We start from the raw sequence: 20512 nt of genomic DNA on the forward strand, positions 1-20512 counted from the left end.
ATTTCTATCTTGGCACTGTGCCAAATTATAGATGGCTCCCCGCCTTCGCGGGGAGGACATGTTCTATAAACACTCTGCTTGCATATTTAATGTATGCGCATTTATCGCTCGTATCAATGCCTTTGCTTCCAATGCCTGTAGCCTGGTTTTCAATAATTCAGGCGTATCATAGGGAAGCACGGGACATTTGAGCTGACAAATAATCGGTCCCTCATCCACTTCTTCGCTGACATAGTGGACAGTGCAGCCAGAAACACGCTTGCCTGCGGCAAGAACTGCCTTGTGTACCTCCAGATCCATTAAACCCGAGAAATCAGGTAACAGGGAGGGATGTACGTTTATAATTTGGTTAGGCCATGCTCTTACAAATTTAGCCGATAAAATTCGCATGTAACCGGTTAAAACGATTAAATCAATGGAATGGGATTGCAGTAAATCATATATTTGCTCATCATAAGCTTCACGGCTCATCCCCGCCGGGCTTAAAAAATAGTTCGGTATCCCATTATCCTTCGCTTTTTGAAGAATCAGGGCATCATTTTTATTGCTCAATACCAATTTGATTTTTGCCTTCATACGGCCATCTTTACTGGCAGCGATAAGAGGCAGCAAATTGCTGCCTCTTGTTGAACCGAGGACTGCCAGGTTTATCATTGCGCTTTCAACCTTTGCATGTGACTGATACGCTGTTCAATCAAGGCTGCAGTTCCTATATCTTTGCGGTGATAAAGGGAGCCGCCGACTCGGGAAATTTCAGCTTCAGCAAGAACTTCTGCCTGATAGATGGTATTTGCAATGCCTACATAAGCGGCTGTTCGGGAGCCTGTAGCCACCGTTCGCTCATTGATCTGATTCACTGCGCCAAGGTAAAGATTATCGGGATTAGTGACGGAATGAATATCAATTTCAAAATTATTTAAAGGCTTATCCGGATAGCCTTCAGGTACCGCATATTTGCAAACAGTCGCTTTATTAGCAAAATGAATATCGGTCAGATCCAGTCTTCCTGTAACCATAGCGGCGCAAAGGGTTACAAAATCGCTTTCAAGTATAGATAAAACGTTTAAGGCCTCAGGATCTCCCATGCGTGCATTGAATTCAATCACATAGATCCCTTCTGCTGTCGCAATAAAGCTCCCGTACAAAAAGCCAATATATTTATCCTGGCATTCTGATGTTAATGCATGATATACCGCATTATTAATGGCCAGAGCGGTTTGAACTTCATTTTTGGATAGAAAGGGCAGACTGTGATTGGCGTCGGAATAGCTTCCCATTCCCCCGGTATTGGGGCCTTCGTCACCTGCAAAGGCTCGCTTATGATCCTGAACCAGCGGCATTGGAAACAAGCGAACACCGTCTGCAAAGCACATAAATGAGAATTCCTGGCCTTCCAGTTTCTCCTCAATAATAATGGATTGGTTTTTTGCGAGAATTTCGTCACAGAAGGACAGCGCTTCCTCTTTGGAGTGAAGATGCTCTCCAAAGAGCTTGACCCCTTTACCACCCATCAGCCCATTGGCTTTGATGACATAATTATTGTTTAAAGAATCAAGAAAGGACTCTATACCTGACATTGAATTAAATGTTTTGTAAACGGGCAAACCCGGGATATTGTATTTTTGCATCAGGTTTCTTGCGAACTCTTTGCTGGTTTCAATACGGGCCAGACTTTGTTTAGGGCCAATGGTCGCAATGCCAATCTGCCAGAGCGCATCGGCAAGTCCCATTTCCAAAGGGGCCTCTGGTCCAATGATACATAGATCAATGGCCCATTCATGTGCCTGATGAGTAACCCGACCGAAATCAGTTATATCGCCTGCCAGATAGTCCTGAGTCAATTGTCTGATACCCGCATTGACAGAAGAACCAATGCAATAAATTAAAGGTTGTTGGGGTGAGCGATGCAAGGCTCTAACAATAGCGTGCTCACGGGCACCTGAACCGATAATCAGAATTTTCACAGCAATTTTTTCCTATTTTTTGATATTTATAACAATGTTTCTTTATCGGTATGTCATTCCCGCGAAGGCGGGAATCCATTTCTTCATGAGGCACAGTTCCTGGTCTGGCGTGGATCCCCGCCTTCGCGGGGATGACAATAAAGCAATCTCTTTAATTCTTTCCCCTGTTCACTTCTTCGCCTTATCCTTAGCCCTTTGTAATTCAAGCTCTTTTATTTTTTCCGGTGTAATTGATTTGCAAAAGTATTCACCATCCATACAGGACATACAGGGTTTTTTGATGTTGTGATCACCGCGTCTGGTGACCGCCTCTATTAAATCTTCAAATGATTGATACAGTAAAATATCCACACCGATTTCATTAGCTATTTCTTCTTCAGATTTGTTGGACGCTATCAGCTCCTGAGAGCTGGGAATGTCAATACCATAAAAACAGGGATATTTAATCGGAGGGCAGGTGGACACCAGATAAATTTTCTTTGCCCCCATTTCTTTTATCATTTTTACAATTTCACGAGAGGTAGCGCCGCGAACAATACTATCGTCAACAATGAGGACCGATTTATTTTGTATTTCGGTTCGTAAAGGAGTTAGTTTGTAGCGAATATTACGTTTGCGTGCTTTCACATTAGGCATAATGAATGTGCGGCCAATAAAAGGATTTTTATAAAGTGCCTCGGTATAACGAACGCCCATCTCCCGGGCGAAAGACAATGCGGCTGTATTCGCAGTAAAGGGTACCGGCACGACTACATCAGGGATAATATCAGGATATTGGGCTTTCCATTGCTTACATAAATTTTGGCCCATCCGTAAACGGGCGCGGTACACATTAATATGATTTATTGTAGCGTCGGGTCGGGAGAAATAGACATATTCAAAGACGCAGGGCCTGAATTCTGTTTCTCTTTTATTGATAACACGGCGAAACATCTGCCCCGATTGACTGACATAAACAACTTCTCCAGGCAATACATCACCTTCCTCTTTAAAACCCAGCGCATAAAACGGAGTGGTTTCAGAAGCAAAGATGTAATCGGTTTTGCCGAATAAGCCCTCACGAGAACCCCAGACAAGAGGCCGGATGCCATGAGGGTCGCGGAAACAAACCAGCCCCTTTCCAATGACCACGCTAACAATGGAATAAGCGCCTTTCACATAATAGGAAATGAATTCCACCGCTCTGCAAAGCACTTCAAAAAAGCGCTCATCATCTTCGTCAAAATAAGAATTTGCCAACTGATCAGCCAGTGTAAGCAGAAGTACTTCCGAATCCAGTGATGAATTAAGATGGCGTTTTTGTTTAAACCGAATTTGCTCGGCTAATTCCTGATAATTAGTGAGATTACCATTGTGTGCCATAGCTATGCCGCGCGGGCTGCCAATCCAGAGAGGCTGAATGTCGGTATTGGTATAACCACCTGCTGTGGGATAGCGGGTATGCCCAATGCCAATGTTTCCCAGCAGACTGCTGACGTTTTTCTGATTAAAAATCTCTCGAACCAGGCCTAAGCCCTGGCGTGAATAGAAACGCTCGTCACAGGTTAAAATTCCCGCCGCATCCTGGCCGCGATGCTGCAGGTGAATCAGGCTGTCAAATAACTCGTTGGCTACGGGTTCCTGGCTGATAATTCCGACAATCCCACACATAATCGACTACCTTATATAATCAGCGATATTATGCAATATGCGTTTTTCTGCTGTTTCGTGATGTTTTTGGAACTCAAATGGGCGGCCAGTGATCATTTCATACAATTGGATGTATCGTAGAGACAGCTGCTCGACTAATTCCTGGGGCGCTTTTGGCAAATCATTATCTTTATAAGGGTCACAATTTTTGGCAAACCACAGTCGCAAAAATTCCTTATCAATGTTTTCCGGCTCCAGGCCCTCAGCAATACGTTGCTCATAGGTATTGGCCAACCAGTAACGACTTGAGTCCGGTGTATGAATTTCATCCACCACAATGACTTTGCCTGAAGAGTCCAGACCAAATTCATATTTGGTATCAACCAGTATTAATCCATGCTGGCGCGCAATTTCAACGCCTCTGGCATATAATTTCTTTGCTAAAAGGCTGGCCTGTTGCCAGTGTTCCTCTTTCATCCAGCCTTCGGAAATAATCTCTTCGGGTGAGATGGGCCTATCATGAACTTTTTCCTTGGTGGTTGGAGTCAGAACTGGTTCCTCCAGTATCTGATTCTTTTTCAGGCCTTCTGGAAAGGAAATACCGCAATAATTTCGGACTCCTTTGTTGTATTGAGTCCAGAGAGAAGTATCGGTGGTGCCAGTAATATAGCCTCGCATCACAAATTCGACAGGAAAGACCTGGCATTTTTTTGCAATGACTGCATTGGGGTCTGGAATGGCGACGAGATGATTGGGAACGATATCTTTGGTTTGCTCAAACCACCAGGCACTGGTTAGGTTGAGTACTTGTCCTTTGCAGGGGATAAGAGCGAGAGGTCTGTCGAAGGCGGTCAGTCGATCGGTAGTAATCAGCAAAAGATATTCACCCAAATCATAGGAATCTCTGACCTTGCCTGTGTACTTCTTACCTACTGGCAGGTTAGTCTGATCCAGAACATAAGCTTGTTCAGCGCGTATCTCTTCCAAATAGCGGGAAGTCATAGTTGAAGTATTCGTGAGCATACCGGTTCCCTAATATGTTAGTTGATAAAATATCTTTAACAAACTGACTGACAGGCAGCGTATCGCTATGAAACTGCCAGACTACTCCATGCCTTATCTTAAGTCCTGTATCTGTATCATGTTGAGCATCGAGCGTTTGTTTGGCTTGCTGACCTATCAAATCCTCTTTAGTTCGTACCAGACAGGAGAAACTGTTGTTTTGTTCAGTATAGGACGCAGGTTTATAAATTTGTTCTTTCCGTTCGCAAAATAAAACACCACTTGATTGGACGCGCTCGAGCTGACTGGCTGATTCGCTAAGAATTTCCCAATGATCAAAGCGTTTTACTTTTACAGGAAACCCCATTTTTTCAAGTGTTTTTTGAACGGTAAGGGCTTGATTATCTGTAATGTTTAACTGAATTAGATATTCTTTAGAGCCTGTTTGAGGCTGGTAAGATTGTATAGGGATTTCGGGAACAGGACGCTTGCTATAGTTTGTAATCGGTTTACTGCCTTCGCTGATATATTCACGCATTGAATGAAAAATTGCATCCCCATTTTCTGTTCTCTCGGGATGAGGCATCATTGCCATCACATTACCTGCCTCATTGGAAATGGCGGCAATATTGTGCAGGGAACCGTTGGGATTAATCGGGAAATTATCGATGATTTGGCCCTGTTCGTCGCAGTAGCGAAAAAGACATAAGCCATTTTCCTGCAGATACTGTAATAAGGATTCAGGCATGATAAACCGGCCTTCAGCATGTGCAACCGGTAAATGAATGATAGTTTTGGAATCGAGAAAACGGGTAAAGGCATTGGCTTGATAATTATCGGCCAAGCGCATATTGACCCAGCTGTTGTAGAAGCCCGTTCCAAGAATTTTACCTTCCTGGATGCGTTTATTCTCAGTAAGCGCGATTTCCCCATAGCCAGGGATCATGCCTGATTCGACGAGAATTTGTGCGCCATTACAAATTCCTAAAACGGGTTTTCCTTTTAAACTTTGCTTTTTTATGTCATTCAAAACAGGATCAAGTGCTGCGATAATTCCTGCCCTCGAACGATCTTCATAGGAAAAGCCGCCTATTAATACATAACCATCCAGGGTTTCCAGCTTATGCAACGGCTCATTCCACAAAAATTCTACGGGCTCCATCTTGGCCCGTTTGATTGCCAGAGCAGTTTCCCGTTCACAGTTTGAACCAGGGAATTGAATCAGGCCGATGCGGATCATAATAGAGTGACCTCTCTGTTACCGTTAGTTATACGTCCGATTTCATACAGGGGGAAATCAGGAAATGCCTTTAAGGTTTTGGTAATCGCTGTTTGGGCTTCAGGCGCAAAAACCAAAACCATCCCCGCACCCATGTTGAACGTGCGATAGAGTTCCTGATCATCTAAACGGCTAATGCGTCGCAGCAGATTGAACAGTGGGAGTTGGGGAATCTTACTTTTATTTATTTTTGCAGCACAGCCAGCCGGCAACACCCGTGGAAGATTCTCAAGCAAGCCGCCACCCGTAATATGTGCCATTCCTTTTATGGGCATATTATTATCAAGCAGATGCAGAATCGGTCTGGTATAGTTGATATGCGGAGTCAGCAGCTCTTCACCAAGGCTTTGATCAAAATCCTGGAAATGAGAGTTCACATCATAAGCGGCGACATCAAAAAATAATTTCCTGGCCAGAGTATAGCCATTCGTATGAAGCCCGCTTGAGGCAAAACAGGCGACAATATCGCCTTCACAGATAGTTTGTCCTAAAATCGCTTTGTCTTTTTCTACAACGCCAGTAATAATACCCACAAGATCAAGCTCGCCTGGACAATAGGTTCCCGGCATTTCTGCCATCTCGCCACCGACCAGTGAAATATCATTATCACGGCATGCACTCACCATGCCTTTGATAATATCCTCTATAATTAAAGGATTTAATTTGTCGTTGGCAATGTAATCCAGCAAGGTCAGCGGTTTGGCGCCTAAAACAATAATGTCGTTGGCAGTAGCACTCACCAAATCCATTCCAATAGTGTTAAATTTTTGCATCATTCTGGCGACCATCATTTTGGTTCCTACGCCATCGATGCTTTGTACCAGCACAGGATGCCTATAATGTTCCAGCAGAGATTTTAAATCATACATGGAGGCGAAATTGCCGATACCGGTTAAAACCTGTTTTGAAAAAGTACTTTCAACTGCATTTTTGATACGCTTAACGGCCTGATTGCCTGCCTCTACATCCACACCTGCTGTTTTATAATCGATGCTTGTCATGATAAAAGCCTTTTGCGTAAACCATTAGTCCAGGCCGAACGAGCGTCTTCGACAGCCAGATTAATCAGAGAGTTAATTTTTAAGCGGGAAGCCTGGGTAGTTTTACCAATCACCTGGGGACTAACCTGATATTCTGCAAATAAATTAAGAATAAGCTCCAGAGCCTCAGGAAACACTTCCAGGATAAAACCACCGGTTTCTGCAAATAGCAATTTATCGGCGGCAAGGGGATCTTTTAAATGCACCTCAGCACCGATACCCAGTCTAAAGCTCATTTGTGCCAGTGTAGTGGCGATGCCGCCTCGGGAAATTGCTGATGCCGAGAGGATCAGGCTCTGCTGAATAGCCTGATAGACTGCAATAAGCTCCTGACCAATTTTTTTCAGATCAGGTTTGGGTAAACTATTACCCAGTGTATGCTGTGTTTGATAGTAAACACTGCCCCCGCATTCGTCACGCCGTGCACCCACCAGAATCAGGATGGAACCGGCTTGCTGGAAGGAATGTGTTAAAGCCTTGTCAGCATCGGGCATGGCACCTGCGCAACTGATAATGGGGCTGGGTGGAATAGAGCTTTTGGTTGATTCGTTATAAAGCGAGACATTCCCCGAAATAATCGGCAGGCTAAATTGAGGAAAATCAATAACCGGGATTGCTTTTGAAGCATCAACAATACCTTGTATAGCTTCAATCAGTTCTGCCATTTGTTCTGGTTTTTCCGGGTTGCCAAAGCATAGGCAATCGGTCAGAGCGACAGGCCAGGCACCAGTGGCAACAATGTTGCGCGCCGCTTCCATAACGGCATTGACCGCACCCCAGTAAGCATCAATTTTACAATAGGCAGGATTTTGAGCAACTGAAAGGGCAACGCCTGTTTTGCGGATTTCAACCGGGTATTTATCTTCGTTAAATGGGGTCAAAACACCTGCGGCAGCTTCACCGCGCTCCAGCCAGGTGCGGCCCTGAACCTGTTTGTCGTAAGTTTCATAAACAGGCTCCCGACATGCGATATTTTCATGTGTTAGTAGCTCAATCAGCGCGGCATTGAAGTCAGATGGCGGGGTGATTACAGAACTATCGAATTCGCGTTGTTTCTTTTCATAGGGTCTTGAGTAAAGGATCCCTTGGGTGATGTCTCCGGCCTTTGCCTGAACTATCGTTTGATTGTTATATTTAACGATATATTGATCGTCTGAACGCAGTCTCCCTATGATGGTCGCCTGAGCGCCGTCGCAAATATCGGGCAGAGCAAAACGGATATTGTAATGTTGCAGGAATCGGTCAGCGAGAGACTCGGGAACCACCCACATAAAGCGTTCCTGTGTTTCAGAGCACAAGATAACTGCCGGCAGTAAATCAGCTATACTCGTTGGAACTTTTTCAAGATCAATTTCAGCACCGAAACCAGCGGCATCAGCCAGCTCAACACTGGCACAGGCAATTCCGCCGGCTCCCAGATCTTTAAATCCGACATGAGCAATCAGATTGTCGTTTCTCAACTGTTCAAACATAGCATAATTGGCTTTCAGAATATGGCGCTGCAAAAAGGCATTAGGCTCTTGTACTGCACCTTTATTCTCATTTTCCTGTTCGCTGTCTAAGGTCGATGAGGCAAATGCTGCTCCGCCAAAACCACTATTATCTGTCGGCTTTCCAACCAGAATAAACACGTAGTCTTTTGCATCAGCAGGAGCGTGGGAATGAATGATCTGATCCTCGCGCACCACACCTAAAGTCACCAGAGTAACCAGGCAATTTTCATTATAACCTTCGTCATAAGCGACATCACCAGCAAGATTCGGGATCCCCAATGGATTGGCATAGCCTGCAATTCCCCGGACTACACCTTCCTGAATCCATTTGGTTTTCGCCCGGTCGATGGCCCCGAATCGCAGACTGTCTGCCACGGCAATCACTTCAGCCCCCATACAGCATACATCCCGTACATTACCTCCCACTCCGGTTGCAGCACCTTCATAGGGAACGAGTTGAGAGGGATGATTATGCGATTCATGACTCATCACAATGCCATAGCGTTTGCCTTGCTTATCGGTGGCGACGGAAATAATACCGGCATCTTCTTTTGGACCGAGTATGACATGAGGGCCGTCTGTGACAAATTGTTTCAGATGTATTCTGCTGCTTTTATAAGAGCAATGTTCCGAGCCCTGGATGGACCACAAGATACATTCTGCATAAGTAGGGGGGCGTTTTAAAAAGTCGTTTTGTATGGTAAGTGCTTCGTCGACAGTCAGGCGGATATTAAATTGATTCAGGAGCCGAGCGATATCATCCCTGGAGAGAAGGGAGAAGTCAAAAAAATCGGGCGTTTTCGTCACTGAGTCATCCTTCGGGCTCAAACGTATTGTATAAGATAGCAGCTTTTAAATTTAAATCAATATTTTTTGCTAACTTTGCATAATTAGGTCAGTTTGTTGAAAATATAACTGATCGGTTCTTGATCCATTCAAATATTTCCTTGGCAACCAGAGGATGAGAGATATAGTATCCCTGGGCCTGATCGCAGCCTATCTCGCATAAATAGCTAAGCGTATCCTTGTCTTCGAGCCCTTCCGCGGTGGTTTGTAAGCCCAGACTTTTACCTAAGTCCACTATCGATTTGATCACTACTTTGGATTCCAGAGAGTGTTTTGCATTAATGACAAAGGATTTATCAATTTTGATTTCCGAGAAAGGCAGGCGTACCAGCTGCAACATGGAGGAAAAGCCTGTTCCGAAATCATCTATTGATAATTCAAAACCCTGCATTCTCAGACGTGTCAGAATTTCCAGAGATGCAACCGGATCTTCCATTGCTGCGGTTTCTGTCAGTTCCAGAATCAAACAATTGGGCTCGAGCCCAAGCTTTTTGATGTTTTCACTTAATTGTTCAAACAAAGGGGTATTTTTTAGGGAGGAAGTCGAGATATTAACGGAAAGTTTCAGGTTTTTAATTGTTTTTTCTGAAAGATATTGTTTATAAACTGGACCTGAAATGATGTCGCTAAACCAGTGCAAGGCCTGGTCCAGCACCTCATAGGTAATGCCATCAATCAGGTGACAGGATTCAGCAAAAGGTATGAAACGATCTGGCTGTACAATGCCAAAACGGGTGTTAACCCAGCGGCTTAATACTTCAAATCCTTTTAATTCCTGAGTTTTGCAGTCAATCTTGGGCTGATATACCACATAAATCTCTTTTTGCTCCAGAGCATTGGATAGATCGCTTTTTAATAGAAGTTCCGGTTTCTTTTCAATTAAACCGAAATAGTTAGACGGAGGTTTTTTAACTGAGGTGTTTAGCTGAGTTAATAATTTTCTCAGATCAGTTAATGAGAAAGGTTTGGGAAGTACTGCCACTACATTAAGACCATGCTCATAGGCGGTTCTCTGGGCAGCATCCAATACCCGACTGCCTACTCCGCTGGTAATAAGTATCTTGGATGTGCAATGATGCCTGGCCAGCTCGGTCATAACCTGAATACCGTCCATTCCAGGCATGATCAAATCAATTGCGAGAAGTTCTGGCTCCCAGGCCTGAACCTGATCCAGAAATGTCGCTGGACTTGTTGTATACTGAGCTTCGATGTCTGTAAACCGTGCAATGTTTTGAATGGTTTTACAGATCATTACATCATCATCCAGAATTAATAAACGATTACTCATCCTGGTCTTCCTTGTTATTCGCTTTTCAATGTATCCCTAACCTTGTTTAATAAATCCGCTCGCCGATAAGGCTTGTTTAGTAAATGAACTCCGGGTGTCAATTGTCCCTGATGGCGTATAATATCTTCAGGATAGCCCGAGGTGTATAGCACTTTTAAATCGGGTCTTAATTTTTGAGCCAAAATGGCCAGTTCTGTTCCACTTAATCCTCCTTCCATTATTATATCTGTAAAAAGCAACTCAAAATCATCTCGTGCCTTAAGAATTTCAAGAGCACTAAGACCATTAGCTGCCACCTCGACCTCATAGCCTGCGGCACGTAATTGCTCGGAAGCATAAAGGCGTACTTTCTCATTGTCCTCTACTAAAAGGATTTTTTCATGTCCTGTAGCTATGAATTTGGGTTTAGCTTCCTCTTCAGGCATAGCCACATTATCGGCTTTGGGCAAATAAAGGCCAACAGTGGTACCATTTCCTGGTTCTGAATAGATATTGATGTGCCCCCCTGATTGTTTGATAAACCCAAACACCATACTGAGTCCAAGACCAGTTCCTTTGTCCTTGGGCTTGGTCGAAAAAAAAGGCTCAAACACTTTGTTCAGATGCTCGGGGGCAATTCCGCTGCCAGTATCTGAAATCAGAATTTCAGCGTAGTGTCCAGGCCTGATTTCAGTATGTGAATCGGCATACGTTTCATCCAATTCGGAGTTTCTGGTTTCAATAATGAGCTGTCCTCCACCAGGCATGGCATCACGAGCATTTAAGCATAGATTTAAAATAGCATTTTCAAGTTGCGATGGGTCAACCAGCGTTGGCCATAATTGAGGCTCTTTTTTAAATTTTAATTCGATATTGTCGCCGATTGTTCGTTTCAGGAGACCCATCATGTTTTCCATAAGCACATTCAATTCTATAACTTTAGGTTCCAGGGCCTGGCGCCTGGCAAACGCCAGTAAGCGTTTGGTCAGCTCCGCTCCTCGCTGAGCAGCGCTGTATATCATTTCTGCCATTTCATTTAGCATAGGGTTATCGGATAATTGCTCAGTCAGTAATTCAGCGTTACCCATTATAATCGTGAGCATGTTATTGAAATCGTGTGCCACGCCGCCCGTTAATTGCCCCAGGGATTCAAGACGTTGCGATTGGCGAAGCTGCTCTTCGAGCTCATAACGTTCGGTTAAATCGGTCATGCCGCCAATCATGCGTATAGCTTTTCCGCGGTCATCCCGTATTACATTGCCCCGATCAAATACTATTGCGTAAGTGCCATCTTTCCGCCGGAATCGATACTCAGCATTCCAATGTGTTTTTCCCTCATTAATTACTTTGAAAACCCCCTGAATTACCCGATTGAAATCATCTGGATGAATATAATTCATCCAGGAGTTGATATTGGGAACAATTTCTTTACGCTGATATCCGAAGAGTATTTCAAAGCCTTCATTCCACCAAATTGAATTATTTAAAAGATTAAGATCCCAGATGGCATCATTGGTCGCATCAGATAGCAAGCGAAAGCGCTCTTCACTTTCTCGAAGCGATTGTTCGGCTTCTTTTCTCTCAGTGATATCTTCGGCGACCCCGGCAATCCTGTAAAGCTGACCTTTACTATCGTAAATATTAAACGAACGATCATGAATCCAGCGCATTTGACCGTCAGGCCTGATAATGCGGTATTCCTGATTATAACCCTGGCTTGAGTCATCAAGTAAGGAAAGCATCTTACTTCGATCTTCTTCATAAATGGCTTCCAGCCACTGCCGAGGGTTTTCACAAAGACCCTGACAAGATCGCCCCCAGATACGTTCGTAGGCCGGGCTGATATATAAAATCTGATCATGAGCCGCATTGGTTAGCCAAAACACTTCCTGAATATTCTCAGTGAGCTGGCGGAACCGCTGTTCGGTTTCCTGGCGTACTTCTTCGAGCTTTTTTTGCTCAGTGATATCTTGAAACGCTCCCTGGACCTTAATGATCTGCCCTGATTTATCCCGGGCAGATTCTCCCATAATTTTTATCCAAAGCGGATTGTTCTTCGGACTGAGAAAGGGTAATTCAAGTTGGAAAGGAATGCCTTTATACCTGCATTGATCGAAAGCATCCTTAAGCTTTTGGCGACACTTTTGGGGATATAGGCTAATTAGATTATCAAGTGTAGGATTGAAAGAGCCAGTCATTTCATGAATAAATTGTGCTTCCTCAGACCAGGTAAAGCATTGCTCCGGTAGTTTTAATGACCAGGCGCCAGTACGGCTTATCTGTGACGCCATGCGAAGAAAGGATTGGTTTTCCTCAAGCTCATTAAGCATTCTTTTTTTCTGGGTAATGTCTTCGCATACAGCGATAAAATTAATAGGTTGTCCGGTTTCATCGCGAGGTGCTGAAATGCTTAGCCGAACCCAGATTTCCTCATGGTTTTTGGTCAGATAACGCTTTTCAAAGGTATGTCCTTCCTGCTTATTCAACAGACTGCGAGTAAGTTCCCAGCTAATTATTTTATCATCGGGATGGGTAACATCCATAAATGTCATTTCATAGAGCTCTTGCTCTGAGTAGCCCAACATCTCACAGTAAGCCGCATTGACCTGCAGAAAATGACCGCTCAAATCAGTAATCGCAATGCCAGTTGCCGCATCCTGAAACGCATGACGAAATCGGGACTCACTTGTTTGTAATGCGTTAGTTTTTTCATTAAGCTCAATGCAGATTCTTACCAGATAACCGGCATGATCAATCAGTTCAAAATCGTTTTTTGTTGGCTCATAGCAATGGTCATAATACAGGGCAAAGGCTGCAATTACTTTATTATTACTGTCAAGCACTGGCGTCGACCAGCAGGCTTTCAGATTATTTTCCCCGGCTAAATTAGCGTAATCCTCCCAAAAAGCACTGCTGCTTATATCCGATACTATCACTCGTTTCTTTGAAAACATCGCCGTACCGGAACAAAGCTGTTGGGGACCAATTTCCATTCCGTCTATTGTTTTCGTGTAAACAGGAGGTAAATGAGGAGCGGAACCCTGACGAATATGAATGCCGTCTTTGTCCAATAAAAGAATGGCTACTTTTGCGCCTTCAGTAATTTCCTCGATACCTAAAGCGATTGTGTCCAATAATGCGGAAAGAGGAGTATTTCCAAGAATCAGCTCAAAAATCCTTCTTTCAACCTGAAGCAAGGATTCATATCTCGATGCAAAAGTTGCTGATTTTTTAGCCGGTGAATGCGGTCCAATACGTTTTGGGGATTTCTCCATTGACTCACCTTTAGTTATACCATTTGTGCCTTTTTTATAAGTGTAGCTTATCCAATTGTGCTGAGTGACAGGTGATGTAACAGAGAAGTATGTCAGAGATGATTAATTGCCCCAGAATGATAAAAGAGTACTATAATCATATTATTAGGACAAAGAGAGTAGCCATCATGCATGAACTTCTTAATTTAATTGCAGTCATTATTGTCTTTGGATTGGTCATGTGGTTGATTAATGTTTTTATTCCAATGCCTGCGGCCATTAAATCTCTTTTGAACATTCTGGTACTAATTGTTTTGATTATTTATATCCTGCAGTTCTTTGGCGTGATCAATACGATATTGCCTCCCATTCGTATTTTGAAGTAAATTGACAGTTGAGTGGATTAACTGTCAATAGCAAGGATGGAGCATGCCCAGTTCAGAAAGAGCCAGCGAGAAAAGGGACTTTAATCTTAGGTCGCAGAAAAAAAATTCAGCGATTGCTGTGAAATCTGAACAGATAAGTCAGAGCATTTCATATGACCATTTTTGTGCAGAGCTGTTGGCTGAAGCGAAACATGTTAATGAAACGCTCAATGGAATACCGCTATGCAGCGGGGCACAGTTTAAAATCGCTTTAATTGGATTTGGAGACAGGCAGATGCTGGAAAGACAAATTAATTCGGATCTTAAAGTGGACCTCCCTGAAAAGTTTGAAGTCGATATGAATGCCGGTTTTGATTGGCTTGATCTGGCTGTTAGTTATGGCAGCAAGGAGGCAAAAAAATACTTTCGTTTACACATCCAGGAACCCTTTTTTCGACAAGCATTCTGTGAATATCGAACACACCGTTCAGACAACCATCTGGAGCAACTCGTAGACATAAAGCCCGGCTTTTTCAATGAGAGTTTGAAGCAGAAAGAATCGGCAGCTGGTTTGTGGCAATTGGCTAATTTGCTGAGTCATCGCAATCAGGATGGGCCGCAATTCAAATAAAATTTCGGAGTAACTCACCCGGTACGTCATTCTGTCCCATGGTACGTCATCCTGTTCCCTGGTACGTCACCCTGTTCCCTGGTACATCACCCTGTTGCCTGGTACGTCACCCTGTTGCCTGGTTACGTCACCCTGTTGCCTGGTTACGTCACCCTGTTGCCTGGTTACGTCACCCTGTTGCCTGGTTACGTCACCCTGTTCCCTGGTTACGTCACCCTGTCCCTGGTACGTCACCCTGTTGCCTGGTTACGTCACCCTGTTCCCTGGTTACGTCACCCTGTCCCTGGTACGTCATCCTGAACGCAGTGAAGGATCTCCTGAATCTGGCTCAGCTCTAAGCAGTTTGAGATCCTTCACTGCGTTCAGGATGACGTTGGGACGATTTGATGCTTTTTACATTTTCATTTTTTTGTAAATAAAGAAGGGCAAATTAGAGATGATTGCCATGATATATCGCCAGAAAAATGGATGGTAGCTTAGCCTTTTTTTTCTGTCTAATGCTTTGAAGCAGGCTTTGGCGCAGTCTTTTGGAGAGGACGCATAAAAAATACCGGGCTTTCCGAACGTTTGCGTCGTATCAATAAAGCCGAGGCGCATGATAGTCAGTGTTTGCGTCTGTGAAGCAGATTGCTGTAGCCCCTGCAGATAAGTTTCGATAGCTGATTTGCTGGCACCATATAAACTATTTTTACTGCGTCCACGGCTGGCTGCGACTGAGCTTAAAAAAATAAGCTGGTGGTCACTTTGTTCTTTTTTAAGATACCCATAAATTAGTTCACAGCTGCTTGTAATATTGACTTTAATGACTAAACCAATATCTGATTCATTAAGATCCTGATTTTCAATAATTAAACTATGAGCTAAAAATAGCGACAAATTCTCCTGACGTGAGAACAACTGATGGCACAAGGTTTTGCTGTCATTGGCGAAGTCAAACACTATGGTCTGGCAAGGGATTTTATAGCGCAGCGCATAATCGGCAGCCATAATTTTAAGTTCGGCCGCATCACGTGCAATTAAAATTAAAGGATGCCCCTTACTCGCTGCTAAATGACCGAATTCTCTGGCGATTGCCGAACTGGCCCCGCTAATGATCCAGGTCGTTTTATTCATATACAAATCCCTAATCGTCGACCTAAATCAGAACAGGGGTGATTAGGCAGGGTTTCAAGCAGTTTGATGAATTGTCCGCTATTAGGGTATTGGCATCTGAACTGCTCTGATGTTAATAGCAAATCTTTTGCCAGGTACACTTTGCCCTGATGCTGCGTGATCCATTCATTCAAATTTTTAATTGTTTGCCGGGCTTGCGGTTGATTCACAAAATCAATGGCAATGGTAAAGCCTGGCTGAGTGAATGACAGCAAGCCCGTTCCAGTATGATTTAAATATTTTAAGACTGCCAGCGCAGGCAGTGCATGATGTTTACGGCTAACCAGCAGACATTGCTCAAGGCATTCCTTAATCAAATCAGCTCCAACGACGGCCTGGAATTGAATTAAGCCTTTTTTCCCATAGAGGCGATTCCAGTTACTGATTCTATCTAGCGGATTATTGAATATCTGGATAGGGCTGACTTGTGGAGAAGAGCTGGTAAAACGAAAATAAAGCTGATTAAATACTTTCATTCCCAGACGGTTAATCAGGCGAAAAGGAATGGGTGGAATATTAACAGGAGCCGCTTCCTGCCTGTTTAAACTCTCATGATAGCTGGCATGAGAAAGTATGGCATGCTCCGGGTTAAGAAAATCGAGCCAGGCGGCTTGATAATCACTGCTATCTGCCAATTTCAGCATTCTTTCAACCAGTTCATCCCAGCTCTGATATTTCTCATTTTCGGATTTTACAAACTGCGGTGCTTTCTTAAGTTTCAGCCCGACACGTTTGATAATTCCTGTCAGTCCCAGGCCGGCAATGGTTGCATAAAACAAGTCAGCGTTGTCCCTGGGGCTACAGTGTATTGACTCCTGATGACATTGTAATTCTATCCATTCAATATGCTGCCCCAAAGCCGCTTCTTTCGGATTATTTTTTCCATGAACATCATTAGCAACACCTCCCGCTAAAGTGGCGCGAAGCGTGCCGGGAATCACTGGTGGGATAAAGCGCGTGTCAACCTTGAATAAATCGGCAAAAGTAACGCCGCCCTGACAAACTAACAGGCCGCTTGCAGCGTCAAAAGAAAGAAAGTGATTAAGTCGCCTGGTATCAAGAATGGACTGTTGATCATTGAGGCAGCAGTCATTATAACTGGTTCCAGCGCCGCGTGCCAAAATCGATTCTTTCGCAGGTATCAGTATTTTTTCTATTTGTTTTTCACTATCCGGACGATAGCATTTCGATTGGGTCTCAATATTATGGGCAAAGTTACCAAAGGGCATTAATTTAGGCTGCATTGCTAGTTTTATCAATCGAAAATTCAAGTGTGTCATCTTTACCAGGCATTGACAATTGTATTTTGAAATCAGCGCCTTGGCAAAATGAATTTGGTGTATTAAATAGCCGAAATGAATGCAGGCAGATCATGATGAACTGCTGATGCTATAATTTTTAATCAAAGGATATTGCATCGATACTGGAAGCACTTCAAAAGGAAAAGTCATGGAATTGTTAAAGTTAATAGTGAAATCGGCGTTGCTGGGACTTTGGATAATGATTCCAGTTTCTATTTATGCAGCTGATTTACCGACAGTGGTTATTGGCTCTGAGAAATACGATAAACAAATGTGTATTGAGCGCTATACCCAAGACTGCCTGGATTCAGTCTGTATGACATCTTCTGATACGGATTGCAATGATAAATGCCAGTCGGCTGCGGAGGATAAGTGTCAGGATGAGGCAGATGATTAGTCATTTTTTTGACTGATAAATATTAAAGCCCGTTCACATGCGTCTGCCACCATGATTAAAGTTGGCATATAAATTGCTAGGGAATAGTTTAACGTATTGAAGCAGATTGGATGCAGGATTACTCATGGTTGAGAAGGATGTATTATCGCAAGAGGAAATTGATGCCTTGTTAGGCGCTGTAGACAGCGATAATTCGGATTCTGCAGAAGACGAGATTAATGCAGAGAATGATCTCCCAACGTCGCCAACCGCTCCTAAAACTGAGCATATTGAAGTCCTCAATTTTGCAAGCCAGGAACGTATCGTTCGTGGTGAGCTTCCGGTTCTTGATAAAATCCATGATCGGGCAGCGCGTTATTTTGCCAATGATATTTATCTTTTAATGGCCAAAGAAATTCACATTAAGCAAGAGCCGATGACGGTAGTGAAACACCGTGAATATCTAAGTGCTTTGCCCAATCCCAGTTTAATGACTATTTATCGATTTAAGCCTTTACGTGGTAAGGCGCTGATCGTGTTTGACAATACCTTTGTGTATGATTTGGTCGATTATTATTTTGGCGGCAGTTCGCAATTTTGTGCACAAACCGATAAAACAGATTTCACAGCCGCAGAATTGCGAGTGATGGATATTGTGATCGGTAAACTGGTGCGCAATATCGAGCAAGCCTGGGCACCGATTATTCACCTCGAACCCCTCCGGGTCAATGACGAAACCAATCCGCAATTAGTGCACATCGGTGAACCGGATGAATTATTGCTAGTCAGCAAATTCAGCCTTGATTTTGGTAAGGAACAGGGGACCTTTGCATTCATTTTACCTTATTCAATGGTGGAACCTATCAAACAGCAACTGGAACTTGGAGCTGCCAGACCTGATGAAGATATTGATCCGAACTGGATTATGTCTCTTAAGGAAGAGTTAATGGAGGTGGAGTTAACTATTAGTTCAGTTATGGCGCAAACCACAAGCACTTTAGGCAAGGTGATGGAGTGGAAAGCAGGAGATTTTTTAACCCTGGAAATGAATGAGGAAGTGACAGTCGATATAGAAGGGACGCCTGCTTTTGTTGCTACTGTAGGGAAAGTGAATGATAAGCGAGCTTTAAAAATAACAAAAAAAATAAGTTACTAGAGGTGGTTATGAGTGAGAATACAGAGGTCGTCACAGCCAAGTTAACTCAGGATGCAGCAGGCAACACTGAGAATGAAAAAATGGAAATGATTCTGGATATTCCAGTGACGGTCACCGTAGAAATCGGCCGAACTAAAATGTCAATCCGAAATTTATTACAACTTAATCAGGGGGGCATTGTCGCTCTGGATCGCATGGCAGGGGAGCCGCTTGATGTACTGGTCAATGGAACTCTGGTTGCTCATGGTGAAGTTGTTGTGGTGAACGACAAATTCGGGGTCCGTCTGACGGATATAGTAAGCAAGGCAGAAAGAATCAAGCGATTAAGATGAAGCTAGCAAGCAAGGGATTGTATCTGTATTTATTTTTAAGCAATACGGCTTATGCAGCGGGTTCTGAAGGATCAAGTCTAAATGGTGGCGATTTCTTCAGAATTCTCATGGGTTTATTGTTTGTTATTATCTTTATTTTGGGTTTGTTCTGGCTTATGAAGCAGACAAGCCGATTAGGAACCGGCAAACACATCAATCTGGAAGTGATTTACTCTGCTAACCTGGGCCCACGAGAGAGAGTTCTACTGGTACGCGCGGGTACACGCTATCTGCTTTTAGGGGTCACCAGCCATAACATCACGACATTATGTGACTTTGGCGAAGAGCTGCCTCCGGGCTTTGAGAAGCAGGCCGAGACGCGGTTCACTGAATTTTTCAAACAAGCTTTAAGGACGAAGTCTCAATGAAACGACGCAGTTTGTTGTATGTCCTGATTTTATTGTTATTCCCCTCAATTGTACTGGCGACGAATTTATCGCTTCCAGCCGTAACAGTGAGTCCATCAGCAAACGGTGAAACCTATAGTGTCAATTTACAGATTATACTGTTAATGACCTTATTGAGCGTAATTCCGGGATTGTTAATGGCGATGACTTCATTTACCCGAATCATCATCGTTCTTTCAATGCTGCGTCAGGCAATCGGGCTTGGGCAAACACCCACCAACCAGATATTAATAGGCATCTCTCTTTTCCTCACTTTTTTTGTTATGTGGCCTGTTTTTAATCAAATAAATCAAAATGCAATTCAACCTTATATTAAGGAACAAATTGACTTTCCCCAGGCTCTGAATCTGGGAGAGCAGCCCTTAAAACAGTTTATGCTTCGACAAACCCGTAAAAACGATTTAGCCTTATTTGAAAAATTTGGCAATAGCCAGGTCGCGAATGTTTCCGACATTCCCATGCAAATTGTTATTCCTGCTTTCATAACCAGCGAATTAAAAACGGCGTTTCAAATCGGATTTATTCTATTTCTCCCTTTTTTGATTATCGACATGGTGGTGGCTTCAGTGCTAATGGCGATGGGTATGATGATGCTATCCCCCTTAATTATTTCATTACCATTTAAAATAATGCTGTTTGTAATGGTCGATGGCTGGACCCTGGTGCTGGGTTCATTGGCCTCGAGTTTTGCGGTGAGCTAGGAGAAATCATGACAGCAGATTCCGTTTTATCCTTATTCAGTGAAGCGGTGTATTTAATGATTTTATTATTGCTGGTTCTAATAGTTCCCGGATTGGTTGTGGGCCTGATTGTAGCCATGTTTCAGGCCGCCACGCAAATCAATGAAGCCAGTTTAAGCTTCATCCCCAAACTGCTGGTTACCTTTCTGGTGATGGTTATAGCCGGACCCTGGCTTTTAAAGACCATGTTGAATTATACCGAGAGTTTATTCGGTAATATTCCCTATTTACTGGACTAA

Annotated in this window: 20 protein-coding genes; 8 read left to right on the top strand and 12 right to left on the bottom strand. The window is 43.5% G+C overall.

Going from position 1 to position 20512, the window contains the following annotated elements; all coding sequences use genetic code 11:
• Window positions 1-63: 63 nt before the first annotated feature.
• The 9 genes from purN to E1O89_RS01405 all read right to left on the bottom strand — a co-directional run bounded on the left by purN (window position 64) and on the right by E1O89_RS01405 (window position 13795).
• Window positions 64-654: a phosphoribosylglycinamide formyltransferase gene (purN, locus tag E1O89_RS01365; RefSeq protein ID WP_133138592.1), complete on the bottom strand. Its 591-nt coding sequence runs from the start codon at window positions 652-654 to the stop codon at window positions 64-66.
• Window positions 651-1964, bottom strand: coding sequence for a phosphoribosylamine--glycine ligase (gene purD, locus E1O89_RS01370; protein ID WP_133138593.1), 1314 nt, complete (start codon window positions 1962-1964; stop codon window positions 651-653). Before purD ends, purN begins: the two co-directional genes overlap by 4 nt.
• Before the next feature lie 168 nt (window positions 1965-2132).
• Window positions 2133-3614 carry an amidophosphoribosyltransferase gene (purF, locus tag E1O89_RS01375; RefSeq protein ID WP_133138594.1) on the bottom strand — a complete coding sequence of 494 codons (1482 nt, stop codon included), beginning with the start codon at window positions 3612-3614 and terminating at the stop codon, window positions 2133-2135.
• 6 nt (window positions 3615-3620) lie between these two features.
• Entirely contained in the window at window positions 3621-4616 is a 996-nt protein-coding gene (locus tag E1O89_RS01380; RefSeq protein ID WP_133138595.1) for a phosphoribosylaminoimidazolesuccinocarboxamide synthase, read from the bottom strand.
• Window positions 4561-5835, bottom strand: a complete 1275-nt coding sequence (purQ, locus tag E1O89_RS01385; RefSeq protein ID WP_133138596.1) for a phosphoribosylformylglycinamidine synthase I — start codon at window positions 5833-5835, stop codon at window positions 4561-4563. The genes E1O89_RS01380 and purQ overlap by 56 nt, the downstream gene beginning before the upstream one ends.
• Window positions 5832-6875, bottom strand: coding sequence for a phosphoribosylformylglycinamidine cyclo-ligase (gene purM / locus E1O89_RS01390; protein ID WP_133138597.1), 1044 nt, complete (start codon window positions 6873-6875; stop codon window positions 5832-5834). Before purM ends, purQ begins: the two co-directional genes overlap by 4 nt.
• Window positions 6872-9214 carry a phosphoribosylformylglycinamidine synthase subunit PurL gene (gene purL / locus E1O89_RS01395; RefSeq protein ID WP_133138598.1) on the bottom strand — a complete coding sequence of 781 codons (2343 nt, stop codon included), beginning with the start codon at window positions 9212-9214 and terminating at the stop codon, window positions 6872-6874. Before purL ends, purM begins: the two co-directional genes overlap by 4 nt.
• A gap of 88 nt (window positions 9215-9302) precedes the next feature.
• Complete coding sequence (locus E1O89_RS01400; protein WP_133138599.1) at window positions 9303-10541, bottom strand: EAL domain-containing protein; 1239 nt, start codon at window positions 10539-10541, stop codon at window positions 9303-9305.
• 14 nt (window positions 10542-10555) lie between these two features.
• Window positions 10556-13795 (bottom strand): PAS domain-containing protein, encoded by a 3240-nt coding sequence (locus E1O89_RS01405; protein WP_133138600.1) that lies wholly within the window; start codon window positions 13793-13795, stop codon window positions 10556-10558.
• Between the two features lie 167 nt (window positions 13796-13962).
• On the opposite strand from E1O89_RS01405, the gene E1O89_RS01410 reads away from it, so the two are divergent.
• Both E1O89_RS01410 and E1O89_RS01415 read left to right on the top strand, forming a co-directional pair.
• Window positions 13963-14160: a Thivi_2564 family membrane protein gene (locus tag E1O89_RS01410; protein ID WP_058508722.1), complete on the top strand. Its 198-nt coding sequence runs from the start codon at window positions 13963-13965 to the stop codon at window positions 14158-14160.
• Between the two features lie 43 nt (window positions 14161-14203).
• Window positions 14204-14770: a hypothetical protein gene (locus tag E1O89_RS01415; protein ID WP_133138601.1), complete on the top strand. Its 567-nt coding sequence runs from the start codon at window positions 14204-14206 to the stop codon at window positions 14768-14770.
• Between the two features lie 66 nt (window positions 14771-14836).
• Here E1O89_RS01415 and E1O89_RS15360 read toward each other — a convergent pair whose 3' ends face one another.
• The 3 genes from E1O89_RS15360 to E1O89_RS01425 all read right to left on the bottom strand — a co-directional run bounded on the left by E1O89_RS15360 (window position 14837) and on the right by E1O89_RS01425 (window position 17166).
• A complete protein-coding gene (locus tag E1O89_RS15360) occupies window positions 14837-15004 on the bottom strand; it encodes a hypothetical protein (RefSeq protein ID WP_165483024.1) in 168 nt (55 codons plus the stop codon).
• Between the two features lie 159 nt (window positions 15005-15163).
• Complete coding sequence (locus E1O89_RS01420; protein WP_133138602.1) at window positions 15164-15883, bottom strand: SDR family NAD(P)-dependent oxidoreductase; 720 nt, start codon at window positions 15881-15883, stop codon at window positions 15164-15166.
• Window positions 15880-17166, bottom strand: coding sequence for an FAD-binding oxidoreductase (locus E1O89_RS01425; RefSeq protein WP_133138603.1), 1287 nt, complete (start codon window positions 17164-17166; stop codon window positions 15880-15882). Before E1O89_RS01425 ends, E1O89_RS01420 begins: the two co-directional genes overlap by 4 nt.
• Before the next feature lie 205 nt (window positions 17167-17371).
• Here E1O89_RS01425 and E1O89_RS01430 point away from each other — a divergent pair, with 205 nt between their 5' ends.
• The 6 genes from E1O89_RS01430 (at window position 17372) to fliQ (ending at window position 20512) form a co-directional block, all read left to right on the top strand.
• Window positions 17372-17620: a hypothetical protein gene (locus E1O89_RS01430; protein ID WP_133138604.1), complete on the top strand. Its 249-nt coding sequence runs from the start codon at window positions 17372-17374 to the stop codon at window positions 17618-17620.
• A gap of 124 nt (window positions 17621-17744) precedes the next feature.
• Window positions 17745-18755, top strand: coding sequence for a flagellar motor switch protein FliM (gene fliM, locus E1O89_RS01435; RefSeq protein ID WP_133138605.1), 1011 nt, complete (start codon window positions 17745-17747; stop codon window positions 18753-18755).
• Window positions 18756-18763: 8 nt separating this feature from the next.
• A complete protein-coding gene (gene fliN, locus E1O89_RS01440; RefSeq protein WP_133138606.1) occupies window positions 18764-19087 on the top strand; it encodes a flagellar motor switch protein FliN in 324 nt (107 codons plus the stop codon).
• On the top strand, window positions 19084-19494 hold the full coding sequence (gene fliO / locus E1O89_RS01445) for a flagellar biosynthetic protein FliO (protein ID WP_133138607.1): 411 nt from the start codon (window positions 19084-19086) through the stop codon (window positions 19492-19494). The genes fliN and fliO overlap by 4 nt, the downstream gene beginning before the upstream one ends.
• Window positions 19491-20234: a flagellar type III secretion system pore protein FliP gene (gene fliP / locus E1O89_RS01450; RefSeq protein ID WP_133138608.1), complete on the top strand. Its 744-nt coding sequence runs from the start codon at window positions 19491-19493 to the stop codon at window positions 20232-20234. The genes fliO and fliP overlap by 4 nt, the downstream gene beginning before the upstream one ends.
• 8 nt (window positions 20235-20242) lie before the next feature.
• The gene (gene fliQ / locus E1O89_RS01455) at window positions 20243-20512 is read left to right on the top strand and encodes a flagellar biosynthesis protein FliQ (RefSeq protein WP_112219981.1); all 270 of its coding nucleotides are present in this window, start codon (window positions 20243-20245) and stop codon (window positions 20510-20512) included.

Source organism: Legionella genomosp. 1 (assembly GCF_900640215.1).
Classification (GTDB): Bacteria; Pseudomonadota; Gammaproteobacteria; order Legionellales; family Legionellaceae; genus Legionella_C; species Legionella_C quinlivanii_A.

Coding starts and splice junctions, on each gene's coding strand:
- purN (WP_133138592.1), bottom strand. CDS start 654: ATGATAAACCTGGCAGTCCTCGGTTCAACAAGAGGCAGCAATTTGCTG.
- purM (WP_133138597.1), bottom strand. CDS start 6,875: ATGACAAGCATCGATTATAAAACAGCAGGTGTGGATGTAGAGGCAGGC.
- E1O89_RS01420 (WP_133138602.1), bottom strand. CDS start 15,883: ATGAATAAAACGACCTGGATCATTAGCGGGGCCAGTTCGGCAATCGCC.
- E1O89_RS01430 (WP_133138604.1), top strand. CDS start 17,372: ATGGAATTGTTAAAGTTAATAGTGAAATCGGCGTTGCTGGGACTTTGG.
- fliP (WP_133138608.1), top strand. CDS start 19,491: ATGAAACGACGCAGTTTGTTGTATGTCCTGATTTTATTGTTATTCCCC.
- E1O89_RS01410 (WP_058508722.1), top strand. CDS start 13,963: ATGCATGAACTTCTTAATTTAATTGCAGTCATTATTGTCTTTGGATTG.
- purQ (WP_133138596.1), bottom strand. CDS start 5,835: ATGATCCGCATCGGCCTGATTCAATTCCCTGGTTCAAACTGTGAACGG.
- fliO (WP_133138607.1), top strand. CDS start 19,084: ATGAAGCTAGCAAGCAAGGGATTGTATCTGTATTTATTTTTAAGCAAT.
- purF (WP_133138594.1), bottom strand. CDS start 3,614: ATGTGTGGGATTGTCGGAATTATCAGCCAGGAACCCGTAGCCAACGAG.
- E1O89_RS01415 (WP_133138601.1), top strand. CDS start 14,204: ATGCCCAGTTCAGAAAGAGCCAGCGAGAAAAGGGACTTTAATCTTAGG.
- E1O89_RS01425 (WP_133138603.1), bottom strand. CDS start 17,166: ATGCAGCCTAAATTAATGCCCTTTGGTAACTTTGCCCATAATATTGAG.
- E1O89_RS01400 (WP_133138599.1), bottom strand. CDS start 10,541: ATGAGTAATCGTTTATTAATTCTGGATGATGATGTAATGATCTGTAAA.
- E1O89_RS01380 (WP_133138595.1), bottom strand. CDS start 4,616: ATGCTCACGAATACTTCAACTATGACTTCCCGCTATTTGGAAGAGATA.
- fliN (WP_133138606.1), top strand. CDS start 18,764: ATGAGTGAGAATACAGAGGTCGTCACAGCCAAGTTAACTCAGGATGCA.
- fliM (WP_133138605.1), top strand. CDS start 17,745: ATGGTTGAGAAGGATGTATTATCGCAAGAGGAAATTGATGCCTTGTTA.
- E1O89_RS01405 (WP_133138600.1), bottom strand. CDS start 13,795: ATGGAGAAATCCCCAAAACGTATTGGACCGCATTCACCGGCTAAAAAA.
- fliQ (WP_112219981.1), top strand. CDS start 20,243: ATGACAGCAGATTCCGTTTTATCCTTATTCAGTGAAGCGGTGTATTTA.